General features: G+C 67.2%; 2 protein-coding genes. Both read right to left on the bottom strand.

The window, feature by feature from the left end:
• On the bottom strand, nucleotides 1-1,307 hold a 1,307-nt coding region (locus tag RT123_RS15725), incomplete at its 3' end, for a sigma-54 dependent transcriptional regulator (protein WP_313010187.1).
• Between the two features lie 9 nt (nucleotides 1,308-1,316).
• Nucleotides 1,317-1,572, bottom strand: a 256-nt coding sequence (locus RT123_RS15720) for an ATP-binding protein (protein ID WP_313010186.1), incomplete at its 5' end; no start/stop codon positions are given.

Genomic DNA, 1,572 nt, shown 5'->3' with positions numbered 1-1,572 from the left:
GTGCGCGAGATATTGCCGCCGAACCGCATGATCTGGGCCGCCAGATATTCCCGCTCGAACACCTCGCGCGCCTCGCGCAGCGGCAGGGCGATGGTGCGCTCGCCGCCCAGGTTCGCCGTCCCGCCGTTAGAGGTCGCCACCTCCTGCGGCAGCATGTCGGCGGTGATCGTTTCCGCCGGATCGCCGGTCGCCAGGATCAGCAGACGCTCGATATTGTTGCGCAGCTGGCGGATGTTGCCGGGCCACGGGTGGACTTGCAGCACCGCCACCGCATCGTCCCCGACGATGCGTTTGGGCAGCCCTTGCGAGGCGCTGATCGTGTCGACGAAATATTCGACCAGTTCGGCGATGTCCTCGCGCCGTTCCGACAGCGGCGGGACACGGATCGGCACCACATTCAGACGGTGGAACAGGTCTTCGCGGAAACGTCCCTCTGCGATCTCGGCCTTCAGATCGCGCGAGGTCGACGTCACGACGCGGACATCGACCTGCACGTCCTGCTCTCCGCCGACACGCCGGAACCGCTGGTCCACCAGAACGCGCAGGATGCGGCTCTGGCTCTCGCGCGGCATGTCGCTGATTTCGTCCAGATACAGCGTGCCGTTGTGGGCGCGTTCGAACACGCCGATCTTGCGCGGACGGCCGTCCTGGCCCTCCTCGCCGAACAGTTCGACATCCAGACGTTCCGGCGTCATTCCGGCGGCCGAAATCGCGACGAACTCGGCGCGCGCGCGCGGGCTGGCTTCGTGGATCTGACGCGCAACCAGTTCCTTGCCCGAGCCGGCCGGTCCGGCGATCAGGACCCGACTGTTGGCCTGCGCCACCTTGGCGATGGTGCTGCGCAAGGCCTGCGCAGCCTGTGATCGGCCGATCAGACCCGACGGCGTCATGGTCGCCGCGCGCAGGCGGCGGTTCTCGCGCCTTAGCGTCGCCGCCTCGATGGCGCGTTCGACCACGACAACGAGCCGATCCGACTTGAACGGCTTTTCAATAAAGTCATATGCGCCACGCTTCAGCGCCGTCACCGCCGTCTCGATGTTGCCGTGACCGGAAATCATCACCACCGGCAGGTCAGGGTCCAGTTCCTTGACCACTTCCAGCAGCTCCAGCCCGTCCAGCCCGCCGCCCTGCATCCAGATGTCCAGGATCGCCAGCGACGGCTTCCTTGCCCGGATCGCCGCCAGGGCCTCGTCGGAGTTTGCGGCGACGCGCACGGCATGGCCCTCGTCCTCCAGCAGGCCGGACACCAGGTCGCGGATGTCGGCCTCGTCGTCGACAACGAGAATGTCGGAACCGGTTGGTCGCATCTTGCCTCGCTATTCGGCGGCCAGGGTCTGGAGCTTGCGCTCCGCGCCCTCGCCGCCTTTACCGTGGGGTTTCAGGGGGAAGATCATGCACACGCGTGCGCCGCGCAGGGTCTTGGCGTCGGCCAGCTTCAGCTCGCCGCCGTGGTCCTCGCAAATGCGTTTGACGATGGCCAGGCCCAGGCCCGTGCCCTTCTCGCGCGTGGTCACATAGGGTTCGGTCAGGCGATCGCGGTCGCGCGCCGGCAGACCCACGCCGTCGTCCTCG

Source organism: Brevundimonas vesicularis (genome assembly GCF_032067225.1).
In the GTDB taxonomy this organism is placed as follows: Bacteria; Pseudomonadota; Alphaproteobacteria; order Caulobacterales; family Caulobacteraceae; genus Brevundimonas; species Brevundimonas vesicularis_F.
Note: the sequence above shows the minus strand (reverse complement) of the source record. Positions and strands in the feature narration are given on the sequence as shown.